Origin of the sequence: Dyella sp. (assembly GCF_035685805.1) — a bacterium.
GTDB lineage: Bacteria > Pseudomonadota > Gammaproteobacteria > Xanthomonadales > Rhodanobacteraceae > Dyella_A.
The window spans coordinates 1-22962 of the sequence record NZ_DASSAB010000052.1 but is presented as its reverse complement, the minus strand read 5'-3'; the positions used below and the strand labels follow the sequence as shown (position 1 = coordinate 22962).

At 68.5% G+C, this 22962-nt stretch carries 24 protein-coding genes and 1 tRNA gene; 12 read left to right on the top strand and 13 right to left on the bottom strand.

Features of this window, described 5'->3' with window-relative positions; genetic code table 11:
* Positions 1-14: 14 nt before the first annotated feature.
* The gene (gene gnd, locus VFG40_RS15610) at positions 15-920 is read right to left on the bottom strand and encodes a phosphogluconate dehydrogenase (NAD(+)-dependent, decarboxylating) (protein WP_324899162.1); all 906 of its coding nucleotides are present in this window, start codon (positions 918-920) and stop codon (positions 15-17) included.
* Between the two features lie 147 nt (positions 921-1067).
* Positions 1068-4496 (bottom strand): trifunctional glycoside hydrolase family 18/polysaccharide deacetylase/glycosyltransferase family 2 protein, encoded by a 3429-nt coding sequence (locus tag VFG40_RS15605; protein WP_324899160.1) that lies wholly within the window; start codon positions 4494-4496, stop codon positions 1068-1070.
* Between the two features lie 307 nt (positions 4497-4803).
* On the opposite strand from VFG40_RS15605, the gene VFG40_RS15600 reads away from it, so the two are divergent.
* Positions 4804-6501, top strand: coding sequence for an MASE1 domain-containing protein (locus VFG40_RS15600; protein ID WP_324899158.1), 1698 nt, complete (start codon positions 4804-4806; stop codon positions 6499-6501).
* A gap of 34 nt (positions 6502-6535) precedes the next feature.
* Here the strand turns inward: VFG40_RS15600 and VFG40_RS15595 are convergent, their stop codons facing one another.
* From VFG40_RS15595 to ftsY, 6 genes are all read right to left on the bottom strand, one after another.
* Positions 6536-6928: a hypothetical protein gene (locus VFG40_RS15595; RefSeq protein WP_324899156.1), complete on the bottom strand. Its 393-nt coding sequence runs from the start codon at positions 6926-6928 to the stop codon at positions 6536-6538.
* 264 nt (positions 6929-7192) lie between these two features.
* Positions 7193-7268 (bottom strand) — tRNA-Phe (locus tag VFG40_RS15590).
* Between the two features lie 84 nt (positions 7269-7352).
* Complete coding sequence (locus VFG40_RS15585) at positions 7353-7628, bottom strand: oxidative damage protection protein (protein WP_324899154.1); 276 nt, start codon at positions 7626-7628, stop codon at positions 7353-7355.
* A gap of 17 nt (positions 7629-7645) precedes the next feature.
* Positions 7646-8695, bottom strand: a complete 1050-nt coding sequence (mutY, locus tag VFG40_RS15580) for an A/G-specific adenine glycosylase (protein ID WP_324899152.1) — start codon at positions 8693-8695, stop codon at positions 7646-7648.
* Positions 8692-9744, bottom strand: coding sequence for an AsmA family protein (locus VFG40_RS15575; RefSeq protein ID WP_324899150.1), 1053 nt, complete (start codon positions 9742-9744; stop codon positions 8692-8694). Before VFG40_RS15575 ends, mutY begins: the two co-directional genes overlap by 4 nt.
* Positions 9745-9769: 25 nt before the next feature.
* A complete protein-coding gene (ftsY, locus tag VFG40_RS15570; RefSeq protein WP_324899147.1) occupies positions 9770-10927 on the bottom strand; it encodes a signal recognition particle-docking protein FtsY in 1158 nt (385 codons plus the stop codon).
* 74 nt (positions 10928-11001) lie between these two features.
* Between ftsY and rsmD the strand changes: the two genes are divergently transcribed.
* The 7 genes from rsmD (at position 11002) to VFG40_RS15535 (ending at position 15688) form a co-directional block, all read left to right on the top strand.
* Positions 11002-11574, top strand: a complete 573-nt coding sequence (gene rsmD / locus VFG40_RS15565) for a 16S rRNA (guanine(966)-N(2))-methyltransferase RsmD (protein WP_324899145.1) — start codon at positions 11002-11004, stop codon at positions 11572-11574.
* 12 nt (positions 11575-11586) lie between these two features.
* Positions 11587-12144: a pantetheine-phosphate adenylyltransferase gene (gene coaD, locus VFG40_RS15560; protein ID WP_324899143.1), complete on the top strand. Its 558-nt coding sequence runs from the start codon at positions 11587-11589 to the stop codon at positions 12142-12144.
* Positions 12137-12637 (top strand): hypothetical protein, encoded by a 501-nt coding sequence (locus VFG40_RS15555; RefSeq protein ID WP_324899140.1) that lies wholly within the window; start codon positions 12137-12139, stop codon positions 12635-12637. Before coaD ends, VFG40_RS15555 begins: the two co-directional genes overlap by 8 nt.
* Positions 12638-12752: 115 nt before the next feature.
* Complete coding sequence (locus tag VFG40_RS15550; protein WP_324899138.1) at positions 12753-13013, top strand: YfhL family 4Fe-4S dicluster ferredoxin; 261 nt, start codon at positions 12753-12755, stop codon at positions 13011-13013.
* Between the two features lie 31 nt (positions 13014-13044).
* The gene (locus VFG40_RS15545; RefSeq protein ID WP_324899135.1) at positions 13045-13914 is read left to right on the top strand and encodes an MBL fold metallo-hydrolase; all 870 of its coding nucleotides are present in this window, start codon (positions 13045-13047) and stop codon (positions 13912-13914) included.
* Positions 13911-14984 (top strand): TMEM43 family protein, encoded by a 1074-nt coding sequence (locus tag VFG40_RS15540; protein WP_324899133.1) that lies wholly within the window; start codon positions 13911-13913, stop codon positions 14982-14984. The genes VFG40_RS15545 and VFG40_RS15540 overlap by 4 nt, the downstream gene beginning before the upstream one ends.
* A gap of 302 nt (positions 14985-15286) precedes the next feature.
* Positions 15287-15688, top strand: coding sequence for an MAPEG family protein (locus tag VFG40_RS15535; RefSeq protein ID WP_324899131.1), 402 nt, complete (start codon positions 15287-15289; stop codon positions 15686-15688).
* A 73-nt stretch (positions 15689-15761) separates the two neighbouring features.
* On the opposite strand, the gene VFG40_RS15530 is transcribed toward VFG40_RS15535, so the two are convergent.
* The 5 genes from VFG40_RS15530 to VFG40_RS15510 form a co-directional block, all read right to left on the bottom strand.
* Complete coding sequence (locus tag VFG40_RS15530) at positions 15762-17033, bottom strand: EAL and HDOD domain-containing protein (protein ID WP_324899128.1); 1272 nt, start codon at positions 17031-17033, stop codon at positions 15762-15764.
* 53 nt (positions 17034-17086) lie between these two features.
* Entirely contained in the window at positions 17087-17524 is a 438-nt protein-coding gene (locus VFG40_RS15525; RefSeq protein WP_324899222.1) for a flagellar protein FlgN, read from the bottom strand.
* A 5-nt stretch (positions 17525-17529) separates the two neighbouring features.
* Positions 17530-17871, bottom strand: a complete 342-nt coding sequence (flgM, locus tag VFG40_RS15520; RefSeq protein WP_324899126.1) for a flagellar biosynthesis anti-sigma factor FlgM — start codon at positions 17869-17871, stop codon at positions 17530-17532.
* A gap of 94 nt (positions 17872-17965) precedes the next feature.
* Positions 17966-18667: a flagellar basal body P-ring formation chaperone FlgA gene (flgA, locus tag VFG40_RS15515; protein ID WP_324899124.1), complete on the bottom strand. Its 702-nt coding sequence runs from the start codon at positions 18665-18667 to the stop codon at positions 17966-17968.
* Positions 18667-19971: a methyl-accepting chemotaxis protein gene (locus VFG40_RS15510; protein WP_324899122.1), complete on the bottom strand. Its 1305-nt coding sequence runs from the start codon at positions 19969-19971 to the stop codon at positions 18667-18669. Before VFG40_RS15510 ends, flgA begins: the two co-directional genes overlap by 1 nt.
* Before the next feature lie 172 nt (positions 19972-20143).
* Here VFG40_RS15510 and VFG40_RS15505 point away from each other — a divergent pair, with 172 nt between their 5' ends.
* The 4 genes from VFG40_RS15505 to VFG40_RS15490 form a co-directional block, all read left to right on the top strand.
* Positions 20144-21061: a chemotaxis protein gene (locus VFG40_RS15505; RefSeq protein ID WP_324899120.1), complete on the top strand. Its 918-nt coding sequence runs from the start codon at positions 20144-20146 to the stop codon at positions 21059-21061.
* Between the two features lie 902 nt (positions 21062-21963).
* Positions 21964-22356 (top strand): flagellar basal body rod protein FlgB, encoded by a 393-nt coding sequence (flgB, locus tag VFG40_RS15500; RefSeq protein ID WP_324899119.1) that lies wholly within the window; start codon positions 21964-21966, stop codon positions 22354-22356.
* A gap of 4 nt (positions 22357-22360) precedes the next feature.
* Positions 22361-22786, top strand: a complete 426-nt coding sequence (gene flgC / locus VFG40_RS15495; RefSeq protein WP_324899117.1) for a flagellar basal body rod protein FlgC — start codon at positions 22361-22363, stop codon at positions 22784-22786.
* A 25-nt stretch (positions 22787-22811) separates the two neighbouring features.
* A partial coding sequence (locus VFG40_RS15490) for a flagellar hook capping FlgD N-terminal domain-containing protein (RefSeq protein ID WP_324899220.1) occupies positions 22812-22962 on the top strand: 151 nt, incomplete at its 3' end.

The window sequence follows — 22962 nt, the reverse complement described above, 5'->3', positions numbered from 1 at the left end:
ATGGAACGCGGCGGTCATTCCGGCTTGATCGCGTGGCCGCCGAACTGGTTGCGCATGGCGGCCAGCAGCTTGTCGGAGAACGAGTCGGCGTCGCGCGAGCGCAGCCGCTCCAGCAGCGACATCGAGATCACCGGCGCAGCGACGTTCAGGTCGATCGCCTCGGCGACGGTCCAGCGGCCTTCGCCGGAGTCCGCCACGAACGGTGCGATGCCCTCCATCGACGGATTCTTGCCCAGTGCATCGGCGGTCAGATCGAGCAGCCAGGACCGCACCACGCTGCCGGTGCGCCAGATCTCGGCCACCTGGTGCAGATCCAGCGCGAACTCGCGCTTGTGCTGGAGGATCGAGAAGCCCTCGGCGTAGGCCTGCATCAGCCCGTACTCGATGCCGTTGTGGACCATCTTGGTGAAATGGCCGGCGCCGGCCGGGCCCACGCGGCCCCAGCCCTTGCCTGCTGCGGGTGCCAGTGCCTCGAAGACCGGGCGCAGACGCTCCACGACGTCCGCGTCGCCGCCGACCATCATGCTGTAGCCCTCGGTCAGGCCCCAGACGCCGCCGCTGGTGCCGCAGTCGACCATGTGCACCCCCTGCGCCGCGAGCGCTTCGGCCCGGCGCACGGTGTCCTTGTAGAACGCGTTGCCGCCGTCGATGACGGTATCGCCGGCGGCGAGCAGCGGTTGCAGTCGCGCCACCGTCTGCTCGGTGATGTCGCCGGCCGGCACCATCAGCCAGAGCGCCCGCGGGGCGGGCAGCTGGCTGACCAGTTCCTCCAGCGAGGTTGCGGTGCCGGCGCCGTGGTCGGCGAGCGCACGGCGGGCGCTCTCGTTCGGGTCGAAGCCGATGACGCGATGGCCTTGTTGCAGCAAGCGCTGCGCCATGTTGCCGCCCATCCGGCCGAGGCCGATCATGCCGATATCCATGCATCCTCCTTCGGGTGTCGGGCGCAGAGGCTGCGCACCGTGTCGCTGCATGATGCCGCGGACACGCTGCAAGGCGTGTGATGGCTGCGGCGCGGCGGCCGGGGCAGGCGGGCGGGGCAGCCTGTGGCTGCTTCCCGCCATACGGCCTCACGGCGCGGGCGCGGTAGGTTCCTCCTCGTCGCTCCTGTTCACCGTGGCCTTGCGCTCCTGCCGGCCCCAGCCGACAGACGGTCCGCGCAGGGCGGTGGACACCGAGCGCACCACCACGTAGTACATCAGCTGCCGGTAGCCGAAGCGTTGCAGCACCAGCCACCACAGCAGGCTCCAGCGCTCGCGCTTTTCTATTGCGAAGGCCAGCACGCCGGCGCCCAGGTCCACCGCCATGAACAGCGCGTAGAACGCCGCCATCGTGATCAGGTTGGTCGAGTTGAACTGGCCGCGGTGCTGCAGGTAGTCCAGCCCGGTGGCGATCACCTGCCACAGCAGCAGCAGATCGACCAGCGGCGAGACCACCGAGAACACGATCTGGAACAGCCACACTTGCGGCAGCGCGATGGTGCCCAGTGCGCCGTAGCGGGCGCGGAAGGTGGCGTCGCGGTGCTTCCACAGGCATTGCAGCGTGCCGTAGGCCCAGCGGAAACGCTGTCGTGCCAGGCCGCGCGCGGTGTCGGGCGCCTCGGTCCACGCAATCGCCTCGGCATCGAACAGGGTCTTGTAGCCAGCCTTCTGGATCGCGATGGTGAGGTCCTGGTCTTCGGCCAGCGTGTCGCCGGGGAAGCCGCCGAGCTGCTCCAGCGCCTCGCGCCGCCAGGCGCCGACGGCGCCGGGCACCACGGTAATTGCGCCCAGCGCGGCCAGCGCGCGGCGTTCGAGGTTCTGCGCCGTGATGTACTCCAGTGCCTGCCAGGTGGTGATGAGGTTGATGCGATTGCCGACCTTGGCATTACCGGCGACGGCGCCGATGGCCGGGTCGGCGAACCAGCGCACCAGACGCGCGATGGTGTGCGGCTCGAACTGGGTGTCGGCGTCGAGCGCCACGATCACCTTTCCGTGGGAGGCGCGCAGCGCCGTGTTCACCGCGTTCGCCTTGCCGCCGTTGGGGATGCTGATCAGCTGCACGCGGGGATCATCGGCGTACTGCGCGCGCACCACCTCGGCGGTGGCGTCGGTGGAGCCGTCGTCCACCACGATCACCTCCAGCGACTCGTAGCGGCTCTTGAGGATGCGGCCGATCGCGCTGGCGATCACCTTTTCCTCGTTGAACGCCGGGATCAGCACGGAGACCAGCGGCGGCGGATGGTCCAGCGTCGGCGCCACGCGGCGGCGGTCGCGATACCAGTTAAGCAGGCCCAGCCCGCCCAGCAGGAGCAGCCGCGCCACGCCCAGCCAGATGGCGGTCAGAAACAGCGCGTTGAGGAAGTGGCCGAACCAGCCGAGGGTGAGGAATACCGAACGATCCGCCCACTGCGACAGCGAGCCGATGGTGAGCGGTGGCATGCCCTGGTCGCGGGTGAGGCCGGCCAGCTCGGAGACGGTGACAAACTCGTAGCCCTCGGCGCGCAGCGCGTCGATGATCTGCGGTAGCGCGACGATCGTGTTGGCGCGGTTGCCGCCGCCGTCGTGCAGCAGCACCACGCGACTCTGGCGATCCGGGCTCTGGTGATGCACCTGGTCGAGCACGCTCTGCACGATCTTGTCGGGCGGCGGGCGCTGCCAGTCGTCCGGATCGATGTGCAGGCCCACGGCGATGTAGCCCATCGCCTGCGCCTGCTCGATCGGCACCAGTTCGTCGGACGTGGTGGGTTCGGCGTCGCCGAAGTAGGGCGCACGGAACAGCCGCATCGAGCGCCCGGTGAGCGCTTCGAACAGGCGCTGCGTGGCGTTGAGTTCCAATGCGGTGATGCCCGGCGAGGTCTCGCCCAGGTTGGGGTGGGTGAAGGTGTGGTTACCCACGTCGTGACCTTCGTTCACCATGCGCTGGACGAGCCGCGGCGACGCCTCGGCGTTCTCGCCGATGATGAAGAACGTGGCCGGCGCGTGCTTGGCCTTGAGGATGTCGAGGATCTTCGGCGTCCAGTCCGGGTCCGGACCGTCGTCGAAGGTGAGCGCGATCTTGCCCGGCTGGATGCCCACGCGCTGGATCACGTACGAGGTGGGCAGCGCGGTGTACTGCTCGCCATCGATCTCGCCGCTGTCCTTGTCGACGCTGAACGTGCGCGCGCCGGGCTGGGGCTTGGAGGCGATCTGCAGGATTTCGCCCTGGCCCTCGATGTCGATGTCTTGGCCCTGGCCGATGGTGCGCAAATCATCAGGTGCGGGCGCGCCATAGGGCCGGCCGATCACCGACCAGATCGACGGATCCTCCGAGCCGAGTCGCCACACGGCGTAACCGTACGGCTGGTAGCCGTCGGCGTCGTGAATCTGGTTGTAGGCGGTGGCGGCGTCGAGGAACCACAGGTCGTGGACGGTGCCGTTGTCCTCGCTGTAGGAAAAGTGCGGGTTCTGCGTGTCGTCGTCGAAGTCGATGGTGGCTTGCGCATCGGCGGCGCGATCCATCGCGTCCTGGAACGTCACCGCTTCGGCATTCTGCCCATGCGCCCAGTCGTAGCCGTAGCTGCCCAGCGCCACGATGGTCTGATCGGGATCGAGCTCCTTCATGCGCTTGTCGAGCGTGCTCTCGAACCAGTCCTGCGCCGCAACGCTGCCCGCGTCCTTGCCGGCCCAGTGCTGGTCGTAGGCCATCAGCAGCTCGAAATCGACGATCTTGGCGAAGCCAGCGTAATCCCACGCCTCGTCATCGAACGGCACCGACAGCACGATGCCCCAGCCGTGCGGAGCGAACGCGTCGGTTAGCTCGCCCAGGAACAGTTTCAGGTCGCCCTGCGCGCTGTCGGGCACCTCCTCGAAATCCACGGTGACGCCCTGGAACCGGTTGGCGTCGAGGAAGGCCACGATCTGCGCGATGCGCTCGTGGCGCAGGTCGGGATCGGCGAGCATCTTCGCCAGCCCCGGGCCGTCCCACTGCGTATTTGCCGCGTTCTGCAGCAGCGGCAGGATCGGTGTGGAAGGCTTCTCGCGGCGGATCAGGTCCAGCGCCTTGGCATCAACGCTGGTCTTGAGCGCCATGTCAGGGCCACTGACGCTCATCCAACTAGGAATGACCCAGTCCAGCGTCGGCAGGGCCCGCTTCAGGGACGGATAGCTGCTGTCGTCCCAGTTCACGTAGAAGCCGAGCGCCAACGCGCGGCCGGCCGGCTTGGCCAGCGAAACCGGTGCCGGATGCGCCATGCCGTGCGAGCCGGCGAGCCGCGCCCGCCGGTGATGTGAGCGCACCTGTGCCGCCAGTTGCGCCGCCGGACGGGCGAGCGCGGGAGCCACCATTTTGACGCCGCTCAGGGCGTGCAGGCTCCGTCCGTGGTGGCCCAGCCGCAGGCCCTGCATGTTCGGGCCGATGAACAGGCTCAGCACGAAGGCAATCACGAACAGGGTGCTGATCACCGCGACCGCCAGGCCCGCGCGCGACAGCCGGCTGGCACGCCTGCCGCTCGGATCGTAGAAGACGGGATTCTTTTGCATGTTCGGCGTTGCTCGGCGAAAGCGTGATTCTGGGGCCGCGCCGCGCCGTTGGGCAGGGCGCGCTCAAGTCGCACGATCTTCCGGCCGATAACGGTTCAGCTGCCCTACGGAAGAGGCGCGGGAGCGGGCCCGGAGACGGTATCGCGGCGGTGATCGGGAACGTGCGGGCGGTCGCAGTGCCAGCGGGCGGCCCGCGCAAGAATGCGCCAGCGATCGGCGGTGCCGCGGGAGCGTCCGGGAGGGGCTTCTTGCGGTGCGTATGCAGCGGACTCAAGCGTGTACCTTGACGTGCTGCGGCTGCTTGTGTTTGACCGCGGCGCGTACCATGATCTGGCAGTTAATTCGCGGCGAGTCGCTCGCCGTCAGTCTGCCGGGGACGTACAGCGGAAGTATCCAGCGCAGGGGGAGTGGCACGATGCAAAAGCAGGGAAGTTGGTGGCGTGAGCGGTCGCCGCATGTGGCCGTCGCGCTGGCCTATGCGCTCGTTTTTCTGGCGCTGCGCGAGGTGTCCTTCTCCCACTGGGTGCTTTTCGCCGGCCTGCGTTTCTGTGTGCTTTTGCTGGCTCCGTACAAGTACTGGCCGGCGTTGTTCATCGGTGAACTTGGTCCGGCTGCGCTGACCAGCTTCAGCTGCCTGGACACGTACGGCCTGGCCTGGTCGATGCTGGCCGCATTTCCTCCGATCATCCTTGCCGCACCGGTCGTGCGATGGGGGCGCGAGCGGTTGGTGATCCTGCCCCGGACCGGGTCGGTCAGTATCCGGCCGTTGTTGTTGTGCACGTTGTTTGCGGCGGTGCTGTGGAGCTTCTTCAATCTCGCCGTGCTGTCGCTGGCCCGGCTGCCCGCCGATGCCGCGCCGTTGGTTTACCCCGCCATCTTGGGCCGCTGGTTCGTCGGCAACTTTCTGGGCGTACTTACCGTCGCCCCGCTGGTGCTGAGCGTGCGCGAACTGGTGCAGCGCAAGCCGGGGCGTGCGGCGGTCCGTTCGTTCCTGCAGGGAGGGTCGCTCGGCGCCTGCGCGATGGTGCTCGGCTCCCTGGTGGCCCTGGTGCTGGTGGGGCGGTTCGCCTCGAGCGAAAGCCTGCGCCAGAGCGCCCGGATGGCGATGTTCCTGCCGGTGGTGTGGCTGGCCATGAAGCATGGTTGGCACGGGGCAGCCATTGGCGGAACGCTCGCCAGCATCGGTGTGGTTGCGACCATGCCCGCAATCGCCGACCCCGACACGATGCAGGCCCAGGTGTTCATCGCGTTCGCGATCACCACCATGCTGCTGCTCGGTGAGCGGATCGCTTCGCTCGATTCCATCGGTCGCAGGGAAAAGGAAGAGCTGCACAGCGCGATGGTGCTGGCGCAGAAAAACATGTTCATGGGCGAGCTGCACCTGCGTCAGACATCGGAGGCGCTGGAGCACGTGCGCGAGGCGGTGCAGGGCACTTACGGCCAGCTGCTGGCGCGCCTGCAGTACCTGCTGCCCGACCAGGATGACCGCGACTGCCGCAAGAAGGTCGCGGTGACCCAGCAGCAGCTGTTTCGCCTGGCCGACAGCCTGAATCCGGTGGTCCGGCGCGCCTCGGGGCTGGCCGCGGCCTTGCGTCAAGGAGCCATTGCCCGGGCGATGTCGGAAAGCGGCGTGGCCTACTGGTGCGACATCCGCGAACGCTCGCTGGAGGATGTCTCCGACGCGCTGTCGATCTCGGCCTATCGCCTGGTCTGCGACGTGATGTTCGAGCTGTGCTGCGAGCGCCCGGTGAGCGCGGTTTCCGTGGCACTGCGCGCCGGCGTCTCGCGTGCCGGGCAGCGCTGGGTCGCGATTGCGGTCACCGCATCGTTCGGTGGCAAGGCGGTACCTCTGCCGCGATCGGAGCTGGCCCTGTGGCTTCCCTCCAGCGGCCTGGGCATCGATGCGGTGATGGATCGCGTGTCGACATTCTCTGGCCGGGTGAAATTCCGCGAAGGTGTGGAACGCCGGCGCATCAGCATGATCATCCGCGACCCCCAGCCCTGATCACAGGACTGAGGGCTACGGTTGCACGGTGGCGTCAATGCACCCGGGTGCTGCACTCCACCGGGTCGTTGCACGGGGTCGTCACCAGCATCTGCACGGCGCCCGTGGGCTGCACCGCCGCATTGATGGTGACCGTGCCGTCGGCGTAGACCGTGTCCGGCGACGTCGTTGCGGTGGTGGTAGGGTCGGTCGCCGTGGTGACGTTCTGCGCGTCCTTGCCGATCGGCAGTACCAGCACCTGTCCGCCGGCGGTGGCGATGGCGCCATGGACGCCGCCGTTGGTGTCGTTCACCTGCACGTAGCGTACGCCGTCCTTCTCGAATACATACACGTGCCAGTGCGGGTTGGCGCTGACGTCGGTGGCGTTGGGCCAGGACTGGCCGAGTCCTGAGGAGGGTGCATCGGTGGCAATCGCTGCGGTCGACATTCCGATCGTCAGTAAAGCCGCCGTAAGCATGTGAAGCCGCGAGCTCTTGAACATTGCGAATCCCCTTTGCGTGAGTGATGACAGCCGTTGATCGTGAGATCGCGCCCAACATAGCACCAGCGTTCACAGCCGCTTCGCGATTTGCATCACGTTGATCACGGAGTCGCCCTCAAGGGGGCCAGCGGTGATTCGCCACATGCCCGAACCGCCACCCCGGGCCAGGAACGAAAAAGCCCGCCTTGGCAGGCGGGCTTTTCGACATCATGGTGGCCGGGGACGGAATCGAACCGCCGACACGGGGATTTTCAATCCCCTGCTCTACCAACTGAGCTACCCGGCCAGGGTATGGGTCCTGCCAACGCGACCTCGCTGTGCTCCCGGTGCGTCGTGGAGCCGCGCATTAAACTGGAAGCACCCGCGCGCGTCAAGACGCGTCCGGTGGCACGTAACCCGGCGGCTGCGCCGCTCCGCCACCGAACAGGAACTTTTCCATCTCGCCGGCGAGGAAGGCGCGGGCGGCGGGGTCCAGCGGATTGAGCCGGTTTTCGTTGATCAGCATGGTCTGGTGCGCCAGCCACTGCTGCCAGGCGGGCCTAGAAATTTCCGCATAGATGCGTTGACCCAGGGGGCCGGGCCAAGGTGCGAACTCCAGGCCCTCGGCGTCGATGTCCAGCTTGCTGCAGTGAATGGTGCGAGTCATGGAATTTCCTGAACAGATCAAAGTTGGTTCAGCAGCACGCGCACCGGGGCCGGCAGCCCCATCGCCTCGCGCTGCGAGGCATCGCTCCAGCGCAGGTCCGGTCGATCCGCGATTGCACTCAGTGGCGCCACATCGTCGTACAGCAACGGCTCCACCGCGAGCTTGTAGTGACTGAACACGTGCGTGAACGGAGGCAGCGCGTGGACATCCTCCAGCCGCGCGAACTCCGCCGCGCGTCGCCAGCCGGCGTCCCGGTCCGACGCCTCGGGAAGGCTCCACAGACCCGACCAGACCCCTTGCGGCCCACGGCGCTCAAGCAGCACCCGCCCTTGGCTGTCGCGCAGCACCAGCATGACCGTCTGACGAGTTGGAATGCGCTTGCCCGGGCGGGTGGCCGGCAACTGGTCGGTGAGGCCGTCCCGGTGCGCTACACATCCACGGCGTACGGGGCAATCGCTGCAGGCAGGTTGCGCGCGGGTGCATACGGTGGCGCCCAGATCCATGATCGCCTGGGTGTAGTCGGCAAGGCGCGCCGACGGTAGCTGCGATTCGGCCAGCTGCCACAGCTGCTTTTCCACCGCGGCCTGCGCGGGGTCACCGTGGATGCCGTGATATCGGGTCAGCACGCGCTTGACGTTGCCGTCGAGTATCGCGAAGCGCTCCCCGTGGGCTTGCGCCAAGATCGCCCCGGCGGTGGAGCGGCCAATGCCGGGCAGGCTGCGCAGCGCATCGATATCGCGCGGCAGCGCACCGTCATGCTCGGCCAGGCAGCGCTTGGCCGCCTGATGCAGAAAGCGCGCGCGCCGGTAGTAGCCCAAGCCCGACCACAGCGCGAGCACGCTGTCCTCATCGGCACGGGCAAGATCGGCGAGCGTGGGCAATGTGGTGGTGAAGCGCTGGAAGTACGGGATCACCGTCGCGACCTGGGTCTGTTGCAGCATCACCTCGGAAAGCCACACCCGGTAGGCGTCGCGTCGGCCGTCGGCACCGTGCAGCTGCCAGGGCAGATTCCGGCGGCCGTGCTGGTCGAACCAGTGCAGCAGGCGTTCGGCAAATGGCTCGTTCATGGACCCTGCTGCGCGCCGGCGCTACTGCCGGCGCCGGCAGGCACGTCATCACCGATGTCGAGGCGCAGGCCTTCCACGGCGACATTACCGAAAGAGGCCTTGTCTACCTCGACATGGCCGCGACCGGGCGGGATCGTCAGCTGCGGCCCCTTCTCGCTGCTCAGCTGCGACCACCACCCGGCGAGCGCCAGCGGTGGCAGTTCCAGATTTGCGTGGTTGCCCGGGCCGTCCAGCTTGAGCCGGAGCAGTAACGGATCGCGGGTGGTCGCTGGCGTCAGCTGCATGGCCAGTTCATAGCGGCCTGCGTTGGCGCTGTCGAGAGTGCCGGTGAGGTCGGCGGCGGCGTCCGCCGCGCCATGCCAGCGCGCGCTGCCGCGCAGATCGATGGTGGCACTGGCGCCGTGCGACAAGTGCAGTGCGATGTTCTGGAACTGCATGCTCGCGCCACTCATGCGAGGCGTGGTGAGCAGCCGCATCAGCACCGGGTCGCCGCTGCCGTCGCGCGCCGTCACGTCCAGCGAGAACGGCTCGCCGGGCATCAGCTGCCCGGTTTCCAGCGCGAGATTCTCCAGCAGGATGTCATTGCCGCGGACCAGGCTGGCACGGCTGATCAGGATGCCGGTGTCGATGCGGGGAATCTGCGGCGGCCGGCTGCTGTCGCTGGCCGGAAGCCGGGACAGCCAGCCCTGCAGCGCGTCCAGATCGACCCGCGGCGCATCGATTTCCAGTCGGGTAATCACCGTGGGTCCACCCAGCAGGGTGCGCCAGGGCAGCGCGAGCCGGCCGCGCGCGGCCAGCAGGATCGGCATGCTCGCGCCGCGCTCGTTCAGCGTGATGCCCTGGAGCTCCAGCGCGGGGCGGGGGAACAACGTGGGGCTGGCGGGGCTGGCGAGGTTGAGTTCAAGCCCCAGCGCACTGGCCTGAGCCTGCATCGCCGTGGTGAAACGATCCGGTTGCAGCAGCCAGTAGACCCCGATCACCGCGGCCAGCAGCGCGGCTGCGGCCAGCCCCGCGACGACAAGCAGCACGTTGCGCCATCTGCGGCTCATCGGGCCGGCGTCGCGCGATGCCACGTCAGCCCTGCGCCAGGGTGGCCGGCAGCAGGCCATCCACGAACGCTTCGGCATCGAACGTGCGCAGGTCGGTGGCTGTCTCGCCCAGGCCGACAAATCGAATCGGCAACCCGAACTCCCGCGCCAGCGCGAACACCACGCCACCTTTTGCGGTGCCATCGAGCTTTGTCACCACCAGCCCGGTGACTCCCACGATCTGACGGAACTGCCTGACCTGGTTGACCGCGTTCTGCCCGGTAGTGCCGTCGATCACCATCAAGACTTCGTGCGGGGCTGCCGGATCGAGTTTCTTCAGCACCCGCGCGATCTTGCCCAGCTCGTCCATCAGGCCGCCCTGGGTGTGCAGACGCCCGGCCGTGTCGGCGATCAGCACATCGCTGCCGCGCGAGCGGCCGGCCTGCAGGGCGTCGAAGATCACGCTCGCCGAATCGGCGTCCTGGCCTTGGGCGATCACCGGCACCTGGTTGCGCTCGCCCCAGGTCTTGAGCTGATTCACTGCTGCCGCGCGAAAAGTATCGCCGGCAGCCAGCAAGACGCTGCGGCCTTCGTCGCGGTAGCGCCGCGCGAGCTTGCCGATGGTGGTGGTCTTGCCTACGCCGTTGATGCCAACGGTCAGCACCACGAACGGCTTGTGACCGGTGACATCCAGCGGCTGCTGCACCGGCTGCAGCTGGGCGACCAGCGCCTGGCGAAGCGCGGCCAGCAGGCCGTCGGCGTTGGCGAACTCACGCGCGTGCATGCGCTTGCGCAATGCTTCAACCAGTTGCGTGCTTGCTTCGACGCCCACGTCCGCGGTGATCAGCGCAGTCTCGAGCTCGTCCAGGAGGTCGTCGTCCAGCCGGGGGTGGCGCACAAACAGGCTGCCCAGGCTTTTGGCAAAGCCGCTGCCGCTGAGGCGCTCGCGCCAGCTGCGCCTGGCGGGCGGAGGATCGCCCGCGGCAGCTTCAGTGGCCGGTGTTTCGGCCAGCGTTGCTGTCGGTGATGCAGCCGGCGCGACATGGCCGGTCGTACTGTGCGGCGCATCGACCGCCGCGGCGGCGGCCGCGGTTTCGGGGGGCGGTGCCGCCGATGCCGGCTCGGCCTGCTCCTGCTTGGCCTGCTCCTGCTGGGCATGTTCCGGCGCAGTATCGGCGGGCTTTTTCTTCCAGAACTTGAGCATTGCGTGGGGGATTCAAAGACAATGGGCGGCATGCTATCACTCCGATCCGAACTGCCCGCTGAGGGCGCAGCGGCATGAGAGGCGCTCCCGGACGGTTGCGCGTCATCGGTGGCAGCTTGCGAAATTCGCGGCTGGACGTGCCGGATCTGCCGGGCTTGCGCCCGACCCCCGAGCGGGTCCGGGAAACGCTGTTCAACTGGCTTGCTCCGGTCATCGGTGGGGCTTCAGGGCTCGATCTGTGTGCCGGCAGCGGTGCGCTCGGCATCGAGGCGCTGTCGCGCGGGGCCGCCAGCGTGCAGTTCGTGGAGCCGCAGCCGCGGGCCCTGCAGGCGCTGCGGGACAACCTGGCGCGACTGAACGTGCCGCATGCGCAGCTCAGTGGTGCCGATGCGGCCAGCTTTCTTTCCGGGCCGCCGCGGCCGTTCGATGTGGTCTGGCTCGACCCGCCGTTTGACGCCGACCTGTGGGGCGCGCTGGCGCGGCAGCTGGAGGGCGGCTGGCTCAGCCCGTCGGCGTGGCTTTACGTGGAATCGCCGCGCGGGCAGGTGCCCGAGCTGCCACCGCAATGGCTGCTGCACCGCGAGGGACAGGCCGGCGAAGTGCGCCACGCGCTCTATCGCCGCGCCCGGACGCATCCGTTAAGCTAAACGCTTCACTGTATGGGGCCTCGAGCATCCGTGACTTCGCCGTCGGTCAACACGCGTCTTGCGGTCTATCCGGGCACCTTCGACCCGATCACCAACGGTCATGCCGACCTGGTCGCGCGCGCCGCTCCGCTGTTCGACCGGGTGGTGGTGGCCGTGGCCGAAAGCCCGAACAAGGGCAAGGGGCCGGGCTTCAGCCTGCATGAGCGCATCGCGCTTGCGCGGCTGGCACTGGCGGACCTGCGCAACGTGGAAGTGCGCGGCTTCGATTGCCTGCTTGCGTCGTTCGTGGACCAGATCGGCGCCGGGGTGATCATTCGCGGCCTGCGCGCGGTGTCGGACTTCGAATACGAGTTCCAGCTGGCCAGCATGAACCGGCACCTCATCCCCCGGGTCGAGACGCTGTTCCTGACCCCGGCCGAGCAGTACAGCTTCATTTCCTCCTCGCTGGTGCGCGAGATCGGCCGCCTCGGCGGCGATATCTCCGGTTTCGTGCATCCGGCAGTGCAACAGGCCATGCGTCAGCGCTGGCATAAAAAGCAACCCGAAACCGAAGGTGATCATCATGCGTAAGTTCGTCCTCGCCGTTACGCTCGCCCTGGCCGGCACCGTGATGCTGTCCGCCTGCAACAAGCAGGATGACAGCCAGCAGGCGGCCCAGCAGGTCCAGAAGGTCACCAAGCCGACCGATCCCAACGACACCAAGGCCTGGAACGCCTACCTCGGCCAGATCGTCACCGCCAACATGCAGGGCATGACGGCCGACCGTCCGTACGCCTACCTGGTGCCGGCCGGCGACGACGAGGACGCCCAGGCCAAGTACGCCCGCCAGCTCGAGGCGGTGCAGGGCGTGGTGGCGCGCGGCGTGCTGCCGGGCAACATGCTGGTGTTCGCCGGCCCCAGCTCGGCCAAGACCGCCGACTTCATCACCGCCGCCTTTGCCGGTGCCAAGCCTGGCGCGTTCAAGGACGTGATCGTGTTGTTCATCGGCGACGAGGCCGAGAAGCAGCGCGTGAACGAGGTGCTGACCCCGACCGGCGCAACGATTCGTTTCGTCGCCATGTAATCGGCACCATCCAGGTATCCGCCGGTGCCTCTCGGAACCGGCGGATACCCTGGCCGGGCGGCGGCTGGCTCTGGCCGCCGCCGCACCGGTCGCCGCACGGCAGAGCAAGAAGCGCATGTCCCTGAAGATCCTCGATACCTGCGTCAACTGCGACGTGTGCGAACCGGCCTGTCCGAACAAGGCAATCTCGCTGGGCGAAGAGTTCTACGTGATCGATCCGGCGCTGTGCACCGAGTGCCACGGGCACTTCGACGAGCCGCAGTGCGTGGTGGTGTGCCCGGTCGAATGCATCATCACCGACCCGGATCACGTCGAGACCGACGTGCAGCTCGATCTCAAGTACCGCCAGCTGACCGCCGCCGCCGACGGCGGTTGAGTCGGCGCGCTTCATTCTGCAGGGCCGACGCATGCAATTTTTCTCGATCATCGGCAATTCGCAACGGCTCGACGGCGGCGCCATGTTCGGCAATGCACCCAGGGCGCTGTGGTCGCGCTGGATCACTCCGGACGAGCAGAACCGCATCCCGCTGGCCTGCCGCTGCCTGCTGGTGAAGGATCTGGACGGCCGCACCGTGCTGTTCGAGACCGGCATCGGCGCGTTCTTCGAGCCCGCCCTGCGCGAACGCTATGGGGTGGTGGAGGACCGCCATGTCCTGCTGGACTCGCTGGCGGCAGTCGGGGTACGCCACGAAGACATCGATGTGGTCGTGCTCTCGCACCTGCACTTCGATCATGCCGGTGGCCTGCTCGCGCCCTGGTCGGACGGCGAAGCGCCGCGCCTGCTCTTTCCCCGCGCGCGATTCCTGGTTGGGGCCGAGCACTGGCGTCGTGCGCAGGAGCCGCATCCGCGCGACCGCGCCTCGTTCATTCCCGAGCTGCCGGCGCTGCTGCAGGCGAGCGGGCGGCTCGAACTGGTCGAAGGCGAGTACTCGCAGACGTTCGGCGAGGCTGTGCGCTTTCACTATTCGAACGGCCACACGCCGGGGCTGATGCTGGCAGAAGCGGGCGGCGTGGTGTTCTGCGCCGACCTGATTCCGGGCCGCCACTGGGTGCACCTGCCGATCACCATGGGCTACGACCGGTGGCCGGAAAAGTTGATCGACGAAAAGCGCGAGTTCCTGCAGGACAAGCTCGAGCGCGACGTCCGCCTGTTTTTCACCCATGACCATGACTGTGCCCTGGCCCAGGTCACCTGCGACGCCCGCGGTCGCTTCGGCACGGCGCACGAGCAGCCGGCGCTGGCCGGAGCGTTGCCTGTGTCGGGAGCGGCAGCATGAGCCCGTTGCGGTTGCCACGTGAGCTTGCCAGTGGCAACGCCGTGCTCAAGGTGCTGGGCGCGTTGCTTCTGCTCGCGGCCGTTGGGCTCGTGGCGTTGACGGAGAACGGCCTGCTCGCCTATCGCCAGGCTGCCCAGCGGCACGGCGGCGACGTGCTCGATCTGGGCCGCCAGAGTGGTCCGGAAGCCGGCCAGCACGGTTTCATGGTGCGGGTCGCGGGGCCGCTGCAGGTGGTGGCGCCACCGCGCGACGACGAGTTCAACCAGAGCGGCGCCACGCCCGTGTTGACCCGTCGCGTGGAGATGTTCCAGTGGCGGGAGATCATCGTCGGCGGACAGCCCACCTACGAGCTGGACTGGGTCGACCATGCGGTCGACACGCAGCAGTTCATGCACCCGGCCGGGCATGCCAATCCGCTGAAGCTTCCGCTCGAAGGGCACCGCTTCGATGCCAGCGACGTGCAGGTCAGCGGCTTCAAGCTGTCGCCCGCGCTGATGCACGCGCTGCCGGGCGCGGGGCAGCTGGTGCCCGACGGGGCGGCCTTGCCGCCCAATCTCGCTGCCAGCTTCAGCGTGAATGGCAATTACCTCACCACCAGCGAACATCCAGACTCGCCCCGGCTGGGCGACCTGCGGGTGAGCTGGGACACGGTGCCGCTGCAGGAGGTAACCATCGTCGGGCGGCTCGATGGCGACACGCTGGTGCCGGCCACCGACGCCACCGATGGCAAGGGCTATGAGGTGCAGGTGGGCGATCGTCCGGTGCTGGACCTGTTTCCCGACCTGCCGGTGCCGCCCGAAGCGGTGATGCCACGTCGCGGCGCGGCGCTGTTGCTGGGTGCGCTGGGCGTGCTCGCACTGCTGTGGACGCGGCGCCAGCACGTGAGCGACGTGCTGCTCCCGCTGGGCATCTCGGCGCTGGTGATCGGCTCGGTCGCCGGGGCCATGTGGCTCGGCGGCAGCAGCGGTGTCAGCCTGCGCTGGTTCGGCGTGGCCTTGCTGGGACTGGCGCTCGCCGCCTGGCCGCTCTGGCGTCGTCATGGATTCGGCTTGAACGCCGACAAGCACTAGCGACGGTCCGATCAGTCGCGTATCGGCGGCGCATCGACAGTCCTGCCCGCGCACCACGTAACGCGCGGCGCGGGACGAATCGTCGCTCCGGTATTCGTGCAAGCTGCCCTGCGACGGGTCCAAGCGCGATGGCTCGCCATGCGACGGCGTCCTTCGGGCCGCTCGGTTCTTCGTTCTTCCAGGCGCCTGCAGCGTTGGCTCGACCCACGGCCTACGTCTTCACCGCTGCTCGTGCCTTGCCGGCAGGCACCGCCGGTGGGGCAGGGCCCATTTGCTCAGCACATTCTCAAGGGAGTTACCGCATGCATATCACCGGAATCTACGTCGCGCTGGCCGTGCTGCTGGTGCTGTTGCTTGCCGGCCGGGTGATCTGGCTGCGCAACGCGCGCAAGGTGGCGCTGGGTGACGGCGGACTGCCGGAGCTGGCGCGCGCCATCCGCGCGCACGCCAATGCCGTGGAGTACCTGCCGCTCGCGCTGCTGTTGCTGCTGGTGATCGAGCTGGACCAGGTGCGCGCGGATCTCGTGCACGGTTTCGGCATCGTGCTGCTGCTGGCGCGGGCGCTGCACGCGTGGGGCCTGTCGCGCCACAGCGGGCGCTCATTCGGGCGCGCCGTCGGCATCGTGCTGAGCTGGCTGGTGATGCTGGCAATGGCCGCGCTGGTGCTGTGGCGGCACCTGGTGCTGGACAGCATCGGCGGCTGACGCGCGTCGCCGGCGCGCCGCCGATCTGCGGCGGGCCGGGCAGGTATGCCGGCGCGGCTCGCGGGAGATCCGGTCAGTTCGGCTTGGGTTCGGCGTGCGAAAACACCTGGTCGGCGAACTGCGTTGCCTCGAGGTAGATCGAGGCCATCCGCTGGATGCGCTGCGGCTGGGCCTGCTGGCCGCTGAGCTCGCCCGCTTCCCACGCGTAGATCTGTTCCAGCAGCGGCCCGAACGGCCCCCGGCCACCGACCAGCGCCTCCGCGATCTCCGGCACCAGCGGCAGATGGCTGAGCACGAACTCCATCGGTGCGCACATCAGCGTGTCCAGCAGCGAAAACAGGCCGGCGGTGAATGCCATCTCCTGCTTGTCGCGCGGCATGCCGGCACCGGAGGCGAGCTTCTCGCACATGTGCGCGCGGATCAGTGCCGCGCGCAGCAGCTCCGGCGGGCGATCGTCCATGCCGCTGAGCGACATGGTGTAGATCCAGTTGCGCATGCGGGTGACGCCGAAGAAGATCGCCGCCTGCTGCACCGACTTCAACTGCCGCGGCAGCGAGAAGTAGGCCGAGTTGACGCAGCTGAGCAGCTTGTAGCTGAGGATGGCGTCGTCGCGAATGATGTCGCCCAGCTCGATCGGGCCCGGGTTGGATTCCTGCAGCTCGCGCATCAGGCGCAGCATGCTCAGGCGGTTGGCGGTGAGCACCGGCACCTCCACCGTTTCCGGAATCAGCAGATACCTGCCCTGGATCGCCTGCAGCGGCAGCTCGAGGCAGCGCTGGTAGGTGGCGTGGTCGTCGACCTGGCCGGCCACGACCCAGATGCCGCGGTCGTGCAGCGTCTGGGTGGTCTCGCGCAACGTTTCGGGCGACATCACGCTGGCGTCCAGGCGCACGAACTGCACGATCTGCAGCAGGGACTCCAGCGCCGCGGACGGCTGCAGCGTGGTGTCGGTGACGTCGAGCATCAGCAGGCAGCCGCGCTGCGCCATCTGCTGCAGGCGCTCCATCAGCGGCGCGTCCTGCGCGACCTCCTGACGCAGCAGCACGCCGAAGCGCGGCTGGTGCAGCAGCACGTCGGTCTGCTCCAGCAGCAGTTCGCGCGACAGCCGCAGGAAGGTGCGGTTGCCGCGCACCAGGCGGGTCAGGGCGCCGTCCAGAATGGTCGACAGCACGCGCTGCATCAGCACGGCTTCGTCGATGCCTTCGCGGTGAAACAGGATCTCGTAGGCGAACAGCTGGCGCTTGGCGTCGAGCATGGGCAGGCGCACGACCGGCAGCGGCATCTCGCTGCCCGGGGCACTGGCCGCTTTGGCTTGGGAGGGGGCGGAAACGGCAGCTTCGTTCATGAGAGTTCTTCGCGCGGGTGCAGGGCGCGGCGCGCCCCGCGGGATTTCGAAAATCAGGCCTCGGCCAGCGTCTGCAGCCGGGGTCTGGTCTGCAGCGCTCCGCTGCGGCCGTAGACGCCGCCGTCGGCGTCCTGGCCGGTGAGCACTGCCAGTGCGCGGCGCACCGAGCCCAGTCGCTGGCTCGCCACGCTGCCGTTGTGCTGGTTCATTTCGCGGCAGCCGCGCAAGACCTGCAGCAGCGCCTGCCAGCGCGGCTCGAGCTCTCTGGCCGTCTGCGGCGCGCTGCGGCTGAGCTGCAGCCGCTCGGCATCGAGCTGTTCGAGCAACTGCATCAGCGCCTGCTTGCGCGAGCCGGCCGCGTCCAGCGCGGTCACATCGGCCGAGAGCAGGGCCTCGCGCTCATCCGCGAGCACGGCGGACAAGCTGTCCACCGCGCGCTGCATGTCGTCCAGCACGGTGCTCAGCGCACTGTCCAGTTCGACCTGCAGCATGGCGTTCACGCAGCGCCCGGGGTCGGCTTGGTGCCGCCCATCTGGCCTTCCAGCGAAAGCAGGCTGTCGGCGATGCGCTCGGGATTGACCTGGTAGCTGCCCGATGCCAGCGCCTGGCGCACGCGCTCCACCTTGGCGGTGTCGATCGGCGACGAGTCGCCGGCGCGGGAGGCTTCCTGCAGCGCACGCGCCGAGTCGGTCAGGTTGACCCGGTCGGCCGAGGCGGCGGCACTGCCGCTGGCGTCGGCGCTGCCGGCGCTGGACGGCGCCTGCGACGAGGCGTTGCCCTGGGCGGAGTTGGCCTGCGCGAGCTTGGGCAGGTTGTTGTTGGAAATGGTCGTATTCATGGGTCCGTTCTCGATTCGGTTTTGGCCCTGTGTCCACTGCATCGGCAGTGGCTGCGGGAACTTTAGGGCCGATCCGCCCAGTTTTGTCGTCTGTTCAGGGTAGCGCCCTCACCACGCCCGGCGCGTCCACCATGGCGTCCACTACCCGCCCGGAGACTTCGTTGCGCACCCGCAGGCGGGCGCCGTTGTCGCCGCTGCCCAGTGCAACACCTTCGGCGCGCACCTCGATTCCGTCCAGCGCCGCCACGACCTGCACGTGGTCACCGGCCCGGACCATCTCGCGTCCGCCCAGCGCCGCGGGCGTAAGCACGCTGCCGGCGGCCAATGGGCGGGCCAGCGTGCGGCCGGCCACCTGCTGCAAGGTCTCCACATAGCCGTAGCCGAGCCGGGTGATGTCGTGCGACTCGCTGCGCAGGTCGCCGGCCTGCAGGCCGTCGCCGCGCAGCAGCGGCCGGGTAGTGACCAGCACTTGGCGGAAGATCTCCAGGCTGACCGGTACGCGCACGCTCCAGCCGGCCGTGCCGGTGCAGCGCACCTGCACGCTCATGCGCGGGCGCGGACGGATGTTCGGCGGCAGGCTGGCGCTCATCGCGCCACTGCAGTCGGCCAGGGCGAGGCTGTCGTCCACGGCGCTGGCGCGGGCCTTCACGGTGCTGCCGGGCTGGCTGTACTGCGCGATCAGCCACTGTTCGGCAAACGCACTGATGTCGGCGCCGCCGGCCCGCGCCCACGCCGGCGCCATGCCCAGGCACAGCGCCAGCATCACGAGGCAGTGCGGGCCGGCGTGCCGGCGCATCAGCTCTCGGCCAGCAGCAGGGCGAGCTGGTTCACCAGCGCTTCGCGCTCGCGCTCGAGCGCAGGTGCGAGCTCGCCGGCCTCGGCGCTCTTGCCCTCGCACAGCAGGCCGACAAATGCAGTGCCGCGCTCGCCCAGGCGGGTGCAGGCGCCACTCAGCTCGTTGCCGGCCGGGTGATCCTTGTACTGCGCGAGCAGGCGCTGCAGTGCGCGCTGCAACGCCGCGGTGTCGAACCAGCGGCGATCGAGCGCGGCCGGCTCGGCCAGCGCCAGCTCCATCGCCTGGCGCATGCCCTGGGCCGACTCGCGCACGGTCAGGCTGAGGCTGGCCGGATCCTTGCCGCTGACCCCTTCGAGCCACTCCAGCCCAAGCCGCTGCGAGAGCAGGGCGGAACGCGCCACCACTTCGGCCTGCCGGCGTGCTTCGGTATTGCGTCGCTGCAGCGCCCCGAGCGTGGCCTGCGCACCGGTGGCGCGCACGTGCTGGGCGTCGTGGTTCTGGCGCAGCGTGCCGATGCGCTCGCGCGCCAGCTGCAGCGCGGCCGAGCCCTGCTGCAGCGAACCGTCGGCCTGGCCCACGCCGGACTGCGCGCGCTCCAGGCGTTGCACGCCCTGGCGTACATCGCCGTCCAGTTGCAGGGCGAACTCGCCGATCGATCCGGTGACCGTCTCGATTTCGGTGGTGGTCTGGGTGGTCTTCTCCGCCAGCTGCTTGACCTCGTCGGCCACCACCGCGAAGCCGCGGCCTGCCTCGCCAGCACGGGCCGCCTCGATCGCCGCGTTGAGCGCGACGAGGTTGGTCTGGTGGGCGATCTCCTGCACCACGCCGGTGAGCTTGCGGATCTGCGCGACCTGTTCGGCGAGCTTGTTCTGGTTGCGGCTCATGGCGGCCATCGCGCTGCGCAGCAGGCGCAGCTGGCCGTCCAGCTCGCTGACGTTGCCGGCGCTGGCGTGTGCTGCCTGGTCGGCGCTGTCCAGCCCGGCGGCCACTTGTTGCAGGGCCGTCGAGATACCGGCGCTGCCGTCCGTCAAACGACCGACGCTGTCGCGGCACTCGCGCGCGGACTCCTCCATCGACGCCTGCTCGCGGGCGAGCTGCTGGGCGGCGCCGAGCAGCAGGCTCTGCTGCTCGATCGTCTGCAGCGCCACCGCGGCGGGTGGGCGGCCGGAAGCGAACTTGAGCAGCGGTGCCAACGCCTGGGCCAGCGCCGGGTGGCGGCGGCCCAGGGCGCCGAGTTGGGCCTCGTCGCCACTGGCGGCTGCCTGGACGAAGGCGGCCAGATGCTGACTGCGGATGAAGCTCATGGAGAAGTGTTTCCTTTTCAGGTGGCCAGCCCGGGATCGGCTGGCGGCCTCGGAACTTGAGCAAGCAAGGCACATGCCATCGTGCACGGTGCCCCCGGCCTCAAGCCGCGCGATGCCCGGCCGATAGGCGTTGACCCACCGCGCAGGCGGTGCGCATTCGAGGAAAGACGGCATGAGCGGTGCGCTACTTGAGAGCGTCGAACGACACACCCGGCTGGCCGGGCACAACCGCGTGGCCATGCTGCTGTTCCGGCTCGGCGACGCGCAGCTGTTCGGCATCAACGTGTTCAAGGTGCGCGAGGTGCTGCGCCGTCCGCCGCTGGAACGCATGCCCGGGGCGCACGACCTCATTGCCGGCAGCTGCGACTACCGCGGCCAGACCATCGCGGTGATCGACCTGGCCGCCGCGCTCGGCTACGCGCCGCTGAAGGACGTGGCCAGCGCACACCTGCTGGTGACCGAATTCAATCGCACGGTGCAGGGTTTCCTGGTCGCCGATCTGCGCCACATGGTGCACTGCGCCGGCGAATCGCTGGTGGCGCCGGACGTGGCGCTGGGCTTCGGCGCGCGGGTCAACGCGATCACCCGCGTCGACGGCGCGCTGGTGGCGGTGGTCGACGTGGAGCAGGTGCTGGCCGGTATCCACGGCGTGCCCGGCGAATTGTCCGCGCACATGCAGCGCGCGGTGGATGCACATCTGATGCAGCCACGGCGGGTGCTGGTGGCCGACGACTCGCTGGTGGCGCGCCGCCAGATCGAGGGCGTGTTCCGCCAGATGAACATCGAGTGCGTGCTGGTGGAGAACGGCGCACTGGCGCTGGAAAAGCTGGTCGAACTGGCCGAGGTGGACCCGTCCGAGCGCATCAATCTGGTGGTGTCGGACATCGAGATGCCGCAGCTGGACGGCTACGCACTGACCCGGGCGATCCGCGAGACGCCGCAGCTGCGCCGGCTCAAGGTGGTGCTGCACAGCTCGATCAGCGGCATCTTCAACGAGGCGATGGTGAAGGAAGTCGCCGCCGACCGCTTCATTGCCAAGTTCCAGCCGGACCTGCTGGCGCAGGCGGTACTGGATCTGCTGCCGGCCTGAGGCTTTTGGTGGCACACGCCCGGAACTTCATGCCGCGGTGGCGCAGGTCCTTCGGGGTCGTCATTCCCGCGGACGCGGGAGTCCATGTTGACGTTGCTTCAAAGCCAATGGATTCCCGCGTCCGCGGGAATGACGGCGTGGATGCGCGGGCGGGCTTGCGCCGCGGCGCGCGACGGCCGGAACTGAACCCTTGACGCGAGGCTCCACGCCCCGCGGCATGAAGGGTGCTGGCGGCGCTTGTCCCGTCGTCGGCTGATCCTGGCGCGCGCCCGGCTCGTTCCAGCCTGTCACTGCCGCGCACGCTTGAAGGCGCTTCATGCTGGCCTCCAAAGCAGGATGGATTGCCGCGTGCGCGGGAATGACGGCGGGAGGTACGGGGTCCGGCCCGGCGCCTGGTTCTCCACGCGCGAAGCCTGGAACTGACGCGCTGACACGACGCGCCACACCCTGCGGCACGAAGCGTGCTGGGGGTGCTTGTCCCCGTTTTCGGGCCGATTCCGGTGGGGGGCCATACCGTTCAAGGCCGTCATTCCCGCGCACGCGGGGTTCCACGTTGATGTGTGGTCCGAAGTGGGCCGAATTTCCCGCGCGCGAATGACCGAGTGAGGTGCGAGGCGCGGCAGCCGGCAACTGACGCAACGCCTCATCCTCGCCGCGGCATGAGGCTTGCCGCGAAAGCGAGCCGTCGCGCGCGAGCCGGGCTGCCCGCCGCGTAGCGGCCTGCAGCCTGGTCCGGCGCCATCGCTGCGCTGCCGCGCCCAACCATCCGCGTCGGTTTTCCGACTTTTCCCCCGCGGCGTGATTCCGCCGCACGCGGGAAACCCTTGTAGAGCGGGGCTTTCCAGCCCATGGCACGCGAATTGCCTCTAGCCCCGTGCGGTCCCAGCGGCGCGGAGAGAGCGATGAGCGTACCCACCGACAATCTGTTCGGCATGCATACCCAGGCGCTGGCCCTTTGGCAGCGTCGCAGCGAAGTGCTGGCCGGAAACCTGGCCAACGCCGACACGCCCGGCTATCTCGCCCGCGACGTGGACTTCCGCAAGGCCCTGAGCGACGCCACCGGCGGGCAGGGCGCGCTGGAAATGACCACCACCGCACCGGGCCAGATCAATCCGTCGACGCAGTCGGCCGGCCAGCTTGCCTACCGCAACCCGACCCAGCCGAGCATGGACGGCAACACCGTCGACGAGCAGGTCGAGCAGGCCAGCTTCGCCGCCAACGGCGTGCACTACCAGGCCAGCCTGGCCTTCATCACCGCGCAGATCCGCATGCTGCGCACCGCGATCACGGGATAACGCCATGAGCTCCATGTTCGGCATTTTCGATACCGCCGGCTCCGGCATGGCCGCGCAGTCGCTGCGGCTCAACACCGTCGCCAGCAACCTGGCCAACGCCGACAGCGTGTCCGGCACCGAGCAGGGTGCCTATCGGGCCAAGGAGCCGCTGTTCGCGGCGGTCAAGCAGCGCGTGCTGGGCCAGCTGCAGGACAACGGCACGGCCGGCGTGCAGGTCAACGGCCTCACCGAAAGCCAGGCCGCGATCCCCGCCCACTACGAGCCGGGCAATCCGATGGCCGACGCCAATGGCTACGTCTACGCCAGCAACGTCAACCCGGTGGACGAGCTGGTCAACATGATCTCCGCCTCGCGCTCGTACCAGAACAACGTCGAGGTGATGAATTCGACGCGCCAGCTGATGCAGAAGACGCTGGATCTAGGCAAGTGAGGCGGCGATTTATGAGGCATACGGCATGAGCGGCATGAATGTTTCCAACGTGGGTGCCAGCGCTGCGCAGGCAGCCAACGTGGGCAAGGACAAGACCCTGAGCCAGGCCGATTTCCTCAGCCTGCTGACGCAGCAGATGCGCAACCAGGATCCGACCAAGCCGATGGATTCGTCGC

Excerpts from the sequence above, each read along its gene's own strand:
- gnd (WP_324899162.1), bottom strand. The coding sequence starts at position 920 with ATGGATATCGGCATGATCGGCCTCGGCCGGATGGGCGGCAACATGGCG.
- VFG40_RS15605 (WP_324899160.1), bottom strand. The coding sequence starts at position 4,496 with ATGCAAAAGAATCCCGTCTTCTACGATCCGAGCGGCAGGCGTGCCAGC.
- VFG40_RS15595 (WP_324899156.1), bottom strand. The coding sequence starts at position 6,928 with ATGTCGACCGCAGCGATTGCCACCGATGCACCCTCCTCAGGACTCGGC.
- VFG40_RS15585 (WP_324899154.1), bottom strand. The coding sequence starts at position 7,628 with ATGACTCGCACCATTCACTGCAGCAAGCTGGACATCGACGCCGAGGGC.
- mutY (WP_324899152.1), bottom strand. The coding sequence starts at position 8,695 with ATGAACGAGCCATTTGCCGAACGCCTGCTGCACTGGTTCGACCAGCAC.
- VFG40_RS15575 (WP_324899150.1), bottom strand. The coding sequence starts at position 9,744 with ATGAGCCGCAGATGGCGCAACGTGCTGCTTGTCGTCGCGGGGCTGGCC.
- ftsY (WP_324899147.1), bottom strand. The coding sequence starts at position 10,927 with ATGCTCAAGTTCTGGAAGAAAAAGCCCGCCGATACTGCGCCGGAACAT.
- rsmD (WP_324899145.1), top strand. The coding sequence starts at position 11,002 with ATGAGAGGCGCTCCCGGACGGTTGCGCGTCATCGGTGGCAGCTTGCGA.
- coaD (WP_324899143.1), top strand. The coding sequence starts at position 11,587 with ATGGGGCCTCGAGCATCCGTGACTTCGCCGTCGGTCAACACGCGTCTT.
- VFG40_RS15555 (WP_324899140.1), top strand. The coding sequence starts at position 12,137 with ATGCGTAAGTTCGTCCTCGCCGTTACGCTCGCCCTGGCCGGCACCGTG.
- VFG40_RS15550 (WP_324899138.1), top strand. The coding sequence starts at position 12,753 with ATGTCCCTGAAGATCCTCGATACCTGCGTCAACTGCGACGTGTGCGAA.
- VFG40_RS15545 (WP_324899135.1), top strand. The coding sequence starts at position 13,045 with ATGCAATTTTTCTCGATCATCGGCAATTCGCAACGGCTCGACGGCGGC.
- VFG40_RS15540 (WP_324899133.1), top strand. The coding sequence starts at position 13,911 with ATGAGCCCGTTGCGGTTGCCACGTGAGCTTGCCAGTGGCAACGCCGTG.
- VFG40_RS15535 (WP_324899131.1), top strand. The coding sequence starts at position 15,287 with ATGCATATCACCGGAATCTACGTCGCGCTGGCCGTGCTGCTGGTGCTG.
- VFG40_RS15530 (WP_324899128.1), bottom strand. The coding sequence starts at position 17,033 with ATGAACGAAGCTGCCGTTTCCGCCCCCTCCCAAGCCAAAGCGGCCAGT.
- VFG40_RS15525 (WP_324899222.1), bottom strand. The coding sequence starts at position 17,524 with ATGCTGCAGGTCGAACTGGACAGTGCGCTGAGCACCGTGCTGGACGAC.
- flgM (WP_324899126.1), bottom strand. The coding sequence starts at position 17,871 with ATGAATACGACCATTTCCAACAACAACCTGCCCAAGCTCGCGCAGGCC.
- flgA (WP_324899124.1), bottom strand. The coding sequence starts at position 18,667 with ATGCGCCGGCACGCCGGCCCGCACTGCCTCGTGATGCTGGCGCTGTGC.
- VFG40_RS15510 (WP_324899122.1), bottom strand. The coding sequence starts at position 19,971 with ATGAGCTTCATCCGCAGTCAGCATCTGGCCGCCTTCGTCCAGGCAGCC.
- VFG40_RS15505 (WP_324899120.1), top strand. The coding sequence starts at position 20,144 with ATGAGCGGTGCGCTACTTGAGAGCGTCGAACGACACACCCGGCTGGCC.
- flgB (WP_324899119.1), top strand. The coding sequence starts at position 21,964 with ATGAGCGTACCCACCGACAATCTGTTCGGCATGCATACCCAGGCGCTG.
- flgC (WP_324899117.1), top strand. The coding sequence starts at position 22,361 with ATGAGCTCCATGTTCGGCATTTTCGATACCGCCGGCTCCGGCATGGCC.